The organism is Luteibacter sp. 1214, from assembly GCF_031455395.1.
Classification (GTDB): Bacteria; Pseudomonadota; Gammaproteobacteria; order Xanthomonadales; family Rhodanobacteraceae; genus Luteibacter; species Luteibacter mycovicinus.
Genome location: NZ_JAVDSQ010000009.1, coordinates 141,006 through 149,017, shown reverse-complemented (window position 1 = coordinate 149,017; position 8,012 = coordinate 141,006). Strand labels below are relative to the sequence as shown.

General features: G+C 65.0%; 8 protein-coding genes. 4 read left to right on the top strand and 4 right to left on the bottom strand.

Translation table 11 applies throughout. The annotated features are described in order from the left end of the window. Positions 1–217: 217 nt before the first annotated feature. Complete coding sequence (gene tyrS / locus J2X57_RS17795; protein WP_309869119.1) at positions 218–1,423, bottom strand: tyrosine--tRNA ligase; 1,206 nt, start codon at positions 1,421–1,423, stop codon at positions 218–220. Between the two features lie 183 nt (positions 1,424–1,606). On the opposite strand from tyrS, the gene J2X57_RS17790 reads away from it, so the two are divergent. Further along, complete coding sequence (locus J2X57_RS17790) at positions 1,607–3,106, top strand: peptidoglycan DD-metalloendopeptidase family protein (protein ID WP_043691671.1); 1,500 nt, start codon at positions 1,607–1,609, stop codon at positions 3,104–3,106. A 3-nt stretch (positions 3,107–3,109) separates the two neighbouring features. Next, positions 3,110–4,231: an anhydro-N-acetylmuramic acid kinase gene (locus tag J2X57_RS17785; RefSeq protein WP_309869118.1), complete on the top strand. Its 1,122-nt coding sequence runs from the start codon at positions 3,110–3,112 to the stop codon at positions 4,229–4,231. 16 nt (positions 4,232–4,247) lie between these two features. Here J2X57_RS17785 and J2X57_RS17780 read toward each other — a convergent pair whose 3' ends face one another. From J2X57_RS17780 to J2X57_RS17770, 3 genes are all read right to left on the bottom strand, one after another. Beyond that, positions 4,248–4,559 carry a ribbon-helix-helix protein, CopG family gene (locus tag J2X57_RS17780; protein ID WP_051944325.1) on the bottom strand — a complete coding sequence of 104 codons (312 nt, stop codon included), beginning with the start codon at positions 4,557–4,559 and terminating at the stop codon, positions 4,248–4,250. Positions 4,560–4,639: 80 nt separating this feature from the next. After that, entirely contained in the window at positions 4,640–5,863 is a 1,224-nt protein-coding gene (locus tag J2X57_RS17775) for an MFS transporter (RefSeq protein ID WP_081907676.1), read from the bottom strand. Between the two features lie 77 nt (positions 5,864–5,940). After that, a complete protein-coding gene (locus tag J2X57_RS17770) occupies positions 5,941–6,711 on the bottom strand; it encodes an exodeoxyribonuclease III (protein ID WP_036116645.1) in 771 nt (256 codons plus the stop codon). Between the two features lie 58 nt (positions 6,712–6,769). Between J2X57_RS17770 and J2X57_RS17765 the strand changes: the two genes are divergently transcribed. Then, positions 6,770–7,270: a GNAT family N-acetyltransferase gene (locus J2X57_RS17765; RefSeq protein ID WP_043691664.1), complete on the top strand. Its 501-nt coding sequence runs from the start codon at positions 6,770–6,772 to the stop codon at positions 7,268–7,270. An 11-nt stretch (positions 7,271–7,281) separates the two neighbouring features. Then, positions 7,282–7,929 carry an orotate phosphoribosyltransferase gene (gene pyrE, locus J2X57_RS17760; protein ID WP_308845978.1) on the top strand — a complete coding sequence of 216 codons (648 nt, stop codon included), beginning with the start codon at positions 7,282–7,284 and terminating at the stop codon, positions 7,927–7,929. The last annotated feature ends 83 nt before the right edge of the window (positions 7,930–8,012 follow it).

Genomic DNA, 8,012 nt, shown 5'->3' with positions numbered 1-8,012 from the left:
TTTCTGCGTCAGGACGTTTCGTCCTAGTGAGCCGCCCATTCTATATCGTTTTTCGTTTCCGTCAACACCCTCGTGAAACTTTTTTTCGAGGTTGTCGCCGAGGCGATACAGCTGCCGTAGCGTTCGTCTTTCGACGTGGGCCGCTGCGGGGAGGCGAATAATACGGTTTTCAGAAAGGTCTGCAACCCCCTTTCGTGAATTATTTTTGAAATGCGCGTTAAATCAGGCGGATACGGGCGAAATTTCTTTTGCCGACCTGGAGCACACCTTCGAATCCGGCCGTGAATACGCGGGAGGCGTCCTCCACAACGTCGCCATCGATGCGGACCGCACGTTCCTTGATCTTCCGGTTCGCCTCGGAATTGCTCGGCGTGACGCCCGCGGCGGTCAGAAGAGCGGCCAGCCGGAAGCCTTCGGCCGGAGCTTCGATGTCCGACAACGGAAGCAGACTGGTATCGCCCTGCCCGGTCACCACCGCGTTCCAGCCGGCGATCGCCTGCTCGGCCGCCGCCGCATCGTGGAAACGTGTCGCCAGTTCCCGAGCGAGGCGAAGCTTGGCCTCGCGCGGATTGAGCGCGCCCGAGACGATATCCGCCTTCATGACGGTCAGCTCGTCCAGCGACACCTCGAAGCTCAGCAGCTCGAACCAGCGCCACATGAGGTCGTCGCCGATCTTCATCGTCTTGGTGACGATGTCGATGGCCGGCTCATTGATACCGATGTAGTTGCCCAGGGACTTGGACATCTTGTTGACGCCGTCCAGGCCTTCCAGCAACGGCATGGTCAGAACGATCTGCGGCGCCTGGCCGTGGTGCTCCTGCAGGGCACGGCCCATCAGCAGGTTGAACTTCTGGTCGGTTCCGCCAAGTTCGACATCGGCCTCCAGGGCCACCGAGTCGTAGCCCTGGGTCAGGGGATACAGGAACTCGTGGATGGCGATGGGCTGCTCGGACTTGTAGCGCTTCTGGAAGTCATCGCGCTCGAGCATGCGTGCGACCGTATGGGTGGCGGCCAGCCGGATCATGTCCGCCGCGCCCATCTTGCCGAACCACTCGGAGTTGAAGCGCAGCTCGGTCTTCTCCCGGTCCAGCACCTTATAGACCTGCTCGGCGTACGTTTCGGCGTTGGCCAGGACGTCCTCACGGGTGAGGGCCTTGCGGGTCACGTTCTTGCCCGTGGGGTCGCCGATCATCCCGGTGAAGTCGCCGATCAGGAAAATCACCTGATGTCCCAGATCCTGGAACTGGCGCATCTTGTTGAGCAGCACGGTGTGGCCGATATGAAGATCGGGCGCGGTCGGGTCGAAGCCGGCCTTGATGCGCAGTGGACGCCCCGTCTTGAGGCGTGCCTCGAGGTCTTCCTTCTTGATGATCTCGTCCGCGCCTCGCGCGATCAGCGCCAGGGCCTGCTCCAGCTCGTTCATGCTCACTCTCTATAGGTATGTAGGTGTGCGACCTTCACATTTGTGTGTGAAGACGCCGTAGCGGTTAATTGTGCGTTAACCCCACGATGCGTTGCAAAGCCTTGATGGAAAAGGCGTTGACGGCCTTTACACGAGGCCGTTATGGTACGCGACAACTCGGGGCGAGCGGATATAAGAAAGACAATGGCTGATTTGAACCGCGGAGCGCACAGCGCTCGCAAGCAGGCAATCCGGCGCAAGGCGCAGCGCCGCCACGCGCACTTCTACGATACGCGTGCCCATTGGTCGTTCAGCCGCAACGCCTCGGCCGAGCCGCTCAGCTGGAGCCGCGAGCGCTGGATCCTCGCCGGTACCGCTTTCCTGCTGGTCATTCTGTCCGCTCTCGTGATTCCTGCCTGGGCCGGCGCGATGAAGAAGGAGACGGCGATCGTCGCGACGGCCGTCACCGTGCCCGCCGCGGCACCTGGAACGCCGACCGCCAATTCACTTGCGCATGCCGTCGTCCCGCTTGCCCTGCCCAAGATCGATCCCGCGTCGATCAAGCCGATCGCCCCGATCGAAGAATGGCAGACGGTGCAGGTCAAGGCCGGCCAGACCCTCGCCGACATCTTCCTTGCCCAGGGCCTGTCGATGACCGACCTGCAGCACGTCATCGACGGCGCGGGCGGTGCGAAGGTGTTCCACCAGATCAAGCCGGGCCAGGAGTTCCAGTTCCTGGTCGGCGCCGACCACACGCTCAAGGGTGTGCGTTTCGATCAGGACGAGGCCAACATCGCCACCCTGCGTATCGACGGCGACAAGCCGCAGCTCACCACCCAGACGCGTGACGTGCAGCGTCGCGAGCACATCGCGCACGGCGTCATCGACAGCTCGCTGTTCGGCGCGGCCTCGCAGGCCGGCATGAGCAACGCGATGGTGCTGAAGCTTGCGGAGGTGTTCAAGTTCGATATCGACTTCGTGCAGGACCTGCGCGTCGGCGACAATTTCACCGTCGTCTACGACGACGTGTACAGCGATGGCGCGTTCCTGCGGGAAGGCGACATCGTCGCCGCCGAGTTCGTCAATCAGGGCAAGCGTTACACCGCCTACCGGTACAAGAACGGCGACGGCAAATACAGCTACTTCAGCGAGGAGGGTCGTCCGCTCACCGGCTCCTTCCTGCGCATCCCGGTCGATTTCACCCGCATCTCCTCGCAGTTCAGCGCTGGCCGCATGCATCCGATCCTCGGCAAGATGCGCGCTCACAAGGGCGTCGACTACGCCGCACCCACCGGCACGCCGATCCACGCCGCGGGCGATGGCGTCGTCAAGTTCCGTGGCTGGATGAACGGCTATGGCAACTTCGTGGTCATCCAGCACAACGCCACGATCAGCACCGCCTACGGCCATATGTCGAAGTTCGCCAACCTGCGCGTCGGCCAGCGTGTCAGCCAGGGCAGCACCATCGGTTTTGTCGGTATGACCGGCCTCGCCACCGGCCCGCATCTGCACTACGAATTCCGCGTCAACAACGTGCAGCGCGATCCGCAGACGGTCACCCTGCCCAAGCCCGAACCGCTTCCGGCCGCGCAGCTGGCCAGGTTCAAGAAGGAAGTGGTCGGTCCGCAGCTCGCCCGCCTGAAGCAGGTCGACAACAGCACCAAGCTTGCACGCGCCGACAACGGCACGAAAAGCACCGACTGATTCGTGGCCAACGCTGACGGCCTCTACATCGGCCTCATTTCCGGGACCAGCGCCGACGGCATCGACGCCGCGCTGGTCCGCTTCGAGAACGGGTCGCCGGCGCTGGTCGCCGGACTGACGCATCCCTGGAACGATGACCTGCGCCGGCTGATCCTCGCCGTGGCGCAGGACGAGGAGCGACTCGACCTCGACCGCTATGGGCGGCTCGATGTCGCCGTAGGCCTGGCCTTCGCGGAGGCGACGCACGCCGTCCTAGGTATGGCGGGCGTACGCGCCGATAAGGTCGTCGCCATCGGTTCGCATGGGCAGACGATTCGTCATCGCCCGGGCGGAGACCACCCGTTCACCCTGCAGATCGGCGACGCCTCCGTGATCGCGGAGCGTACGCGCATCGATACCGTGGCCGACTTCCGCCGCGCCGACGTGGCCGCCGGCGGCCAGGGCGCGCCGCTGGTGCCGGCGTTTCACGCGACGGTACTGCGTCCCTCGGCCGGTTCGCGCGTCGTACTCAATCTGGGCGGCATCGCCAACGTGACACGGCTGGGCGCGGACGGTGGCGTCACCGGCTTCGATACCGGTCCCGCGAACGGATTGATGGACGCGTGGTGTCTTCGTCATCGCGGCGAAGCGTTCGACAGGGACGGCCGCTTCGCGGCATCGGGCCAGATCGACGAACACCTGCTTGCCGGGTTGCTGGACGACGCCTACTTCGCCCTGCCACCGCCCAAGAGCACCGGTCGCGAACATTTCCACCTCGCGTGGCTGGACATGCATCCGCGCGTGGCCGAACTGCCTCCTGAAGACGTGCAGGCGACACTGCTCGCCCTGAGCGCGGTGAGTGTCGCCGACGCGATCGGGCGGCATGCGCCGGATGCCGTCGACGTCATCGCCTGCGGTGGTGGCGTGCATAACGCCGCGCTGATGGGCGCGATCGCCGCCCGCCTCGAAGGGCGCCCGCTATTGCGGAGCACGCAGTTCGGGATCGATCCCGACATGATGGAGGCGATGGCGTTTGCGTGGCTTGCCTATCGCCGGCTGCGGGGCGAGCCGGGAAACCTGGCGGCGGTGACAGGGGCGACTGGCCCCCGGCTGCTGGGTGCCCTCTACGCGGCACCGCTGAGCTGAATCCATCGAGCGACGGCTAGAACGTCTCGGACGGCTGTGACGCCTGCCGGGTCGCGGCGTCGGCGAGCGACGACGGCGAGGCTTGCGCCAGCGCCGCGAGTGCCTCCTGGAACGCCGCCTGCTCTTCGGCATCCCACGCACCGGTGAGGTGGGCGATGTCACCGGGTTCGAGCAACAGCTCGCTGAACACGTCGCCCGGACTCAGACCCAGCCCGTAACGCAACGCGTGGAGAATGACTTCATTGATCGACCAGCGGCGTTCCCGGGCGAGCGCTTTGATCCGCTCAGCCATTTGCTCGTCGATATGTCTTACAACAATATCTGGCACGTGCGTTACCTCCTCGCGCATGCCCACTGTGCCGGAAATCTTACACAGTTTTGGCACGTTGCAAAGACAGGCCGTTCGGCCTAATCCGTGTTGACGGCCTCGGGACGCGGCATCTTACGCCACAGCAGACCCAGCAGAACGAGCGTCGGCACGATGGAAACCGTACTTACGATGAAGAGCGCCGCGTAACCGGAATCCTTGACCAGAAAGCCGGAAAGACCGCCCATCAGCTTGCCGGGCAGGTTCGCCAGCGCACTGAGCAAGGCGTACTGCGTGGCGGTGAACTGTCGGTTGACCAGCCCCGACATGAAGGCCACCAGCACGGGGCCCGCGAAACCTTGCGCGAAGTTGTCCCCCGACAGCGTCGCCACGAAAGCCCACGTCTGCCCCGGATTCATCGCCATCAGCAGATACAGCAGGTTCGACAACGCGACACCGACAGCGGCGACGGCGAGCAGGCGCCGCATCTCGAAGCGGGTCACGGCCCAGCCGCCCAGCAAGGCGCCGGCGATGCCGATGATGACGCCATACACCTTGGAGACCTCGGCGATCTGCGTCTTGCTGAAGCCCGCATCCAGATAGAACGGATACGCCATGACGCCGAGCATCTGATCGGGTAGGCGGAACAAGGCCACGAAAAGCAGCAGCGCCAGTGCCAGGCCGAGGCCGTAACGGGACAGGAAATCGCGGAACGGACCGACGAAGCCCTCCTGAATGGCGACGCTCAGCGGCACGCGCTCGCGCACGCGGTGCTCCGGCTCGCGCGCCACCAGCACCGCCACGATGGGAATGACGAGCAGCGCGCATATCGCGACGTAGCCGCGCTGCCAGCCGAGCGCATCGGCCACGATCAGGATGCCCGCCCCGCCCGCAATGAGGCCGAGGCGGTAGCCGAGCGTGTACGTGGCCGCGAGGGCCCCCTGTGCTTCCGGCGGAGCGATCTCGACGCGGTACGCATCCACCACGATGTCGATGGTCGCGCCGGCGAAGGCGGCCACCAGCGTCACGCCCATGAAGCGCGCCAGCGAAAGGGTCGGCGGGAAGCTGGCCATGCCGAGCAGGCCGATGCCGAGCAGGATCAGGGCGAACAGCAGCCAGCCGCGACGCAGACCCAGTCGTCCGAATAAAGGCAGGCGCCACTTGTCGACCAGGGGCGCCCAGAGAAACTTGAAGTTGTAGGCAAACGTGACGTAACTGGCGACGCCGATGGCGCCGTAGTCGACGCCCGACTCCTTCAGCCACGCGGACAGCGTATTGCCGACCAGCAGGAATGGCAGGCCGGACGCCAGGCCGAAGAACAGCATGATGACCGCGCCCGGCTGGGCGAACGCGGCGCTGACGCCACGCAGGCCCTTGTAGCGGGACGCGCCTGGCGCCTGGCTCACTCGGCGTAATCCACGATGAAGGGGGCGTGGTCCGAGAAACGCTCGTCACGGTAGATCGAGCAGTCGCGCAGGCGGTCGCGCAGACCCGGCGTCACGATCTGGTAGTCGATACGCCAACCCACGTTGTTGGCGCGGGCCTGACCGCGGTTGGACCACCAGGTGTACTCGACGGCGTCGGGCTTCAGCGCGCGGAAGCTGTCCACCCAGCCGATCTCCTTGAAGAGCAGGTCGAGCCACGCACGTTCTTCAGGCAGACAGCCCGAGTTCTTCTGGTTCGACGTCCAGTTCTTGATGTCGTTTTTCGTGTGGACGATGTTCCAGTCGCCACAGAGCACGTACTCGCGTCCGCTGGCCGCCCACTCACGAAAAATCGGGGTCAGCCATTCCATGATCCGGAACTTGTACTGCTGACGCTCGTCACCGGATGAGCCCGACGGGATGTAGAACGAGACCACGCTGAGGTTGCCGTAGCGCGCCTCGATATAACGCCCTTCGCAATCGAAGTCCTCGCGACCCAGCGACACGCGTACTTCGTCCGGCTCGCGCTTCGAATAGATCGCCACGCCGCTGTAGCCCTTCTTGCTGCGCGCGTCGTGATAGAAGCAGTGATGGCCGTCCGGACGGAACATCGGATCGGTGAGCTGCGACTCCTGGGCCTTGGTTTCCTGCAGGCAGACGATGTCCGCATCCTGTGCGCGAAGCCAGTCGAAGACACCCTTCGTGGCGGCGGAGCGGATACCGTTGGCGTTCAGAGAAATGATGCGCATGGGACCTTGATCGGGTATTCGACGATCCCGCCATCATACCTGCGCCTACAATGAGCGCATGAGCCAGCCCGTCCGCGTCACGCCCGTCACCGCCGAACTCCGCCACGCCGTCCTCGACGTCGCGGTGCACCCGGCCCAGTTGCCCTTTGTCGGACGCGCGGTCGATTCGATGGCCGATGCCGCCGTCTGCCCGGGCAGCGAGGCCCTGGCCCTGCTGGTCGAGGATGATGTCGTCGGTTACGTGCGCATCGACCGTCGCGCGGTGGCCCTGGGCGACCATCCCCTGGTGGACGGCGCGGTCGCGCTGCGCAGCTTCATGATCGATGCCCGCTGGCAGGGGAAAGGCCTGGGCCGTCGCGCCCTGGATGGCATCCAGGCCTATGTCGAAGGCCGGCACCCGGACAAGGAGCGCATCCTGCTGATGGTGAACGTACGCAACGAAGCGGCGGTCCACGTCTACCGCAGCGCCGGGTACCTCGAACACGACGAGCTGTACCATGGCGGCCCGATCGGCCCGCAGTACGTGATGTGGCGCCTGTTGCATCCCTGGAAACCCTGAGAGAGACCGACGTGCACGACTACCAGCGCGAATTCATTGAACTGACCCTTGCCCGTGATGTGCTGCGCTTCGGCGAGTTCACGTTGAAGTCGGGTCGCAGCAGCCCGTACTTTTTCAACATGGGCCGGATCGACTCCGGTGCCGCCCTCGCCCGGCTCGGCCGTTCGTACGCCGCCGCCGCGACGCGCTCCGGCGTCCCTTTCGACATGCTGTTCGGCCCGGCTTACAAGGGGATCGCCCTGGCCGCCGCGACCGCGATCGCTCTGGCCGACACCCAGGACCGGGACGTGCCCTGGGCCTACAACCGCAAGGAGGCCAAGGAGCACGGCGAAGGCGGCACGCTCGTCGGCGCACCGCTCAAGGGCCGCGTACTGATCGTGGATGACGTGATGACCGCCGGCACCGCCGTGCGCGAATCGCTCGAACTGATCAGGTCGCAGGGCGCCGAGCCCGCCGGCGTGCTTATCGCACTCGACCGCCAGGAACGCGGTCAGGGCGAGCTGTCGGCGGCACAGGAAGTGGCGGCACAGTTCAGTATCCCGGTCATCGCCATCGCGACCCTCGCCGATGTGCTCACCTACGCGGGGGAGCGCCCTGAACTGGCCAGCGAACACGGTCGCCTGCTGGCTTATCGCGAACGATACGGTGTCAGCGCCTGACCGAAAACGGCGACTGCGTCACGCGTAAAAGGCCGCTTGCATCCGGCAAGCTGGCCTCTCCCCGCGCGCTGGCTATACTCAGC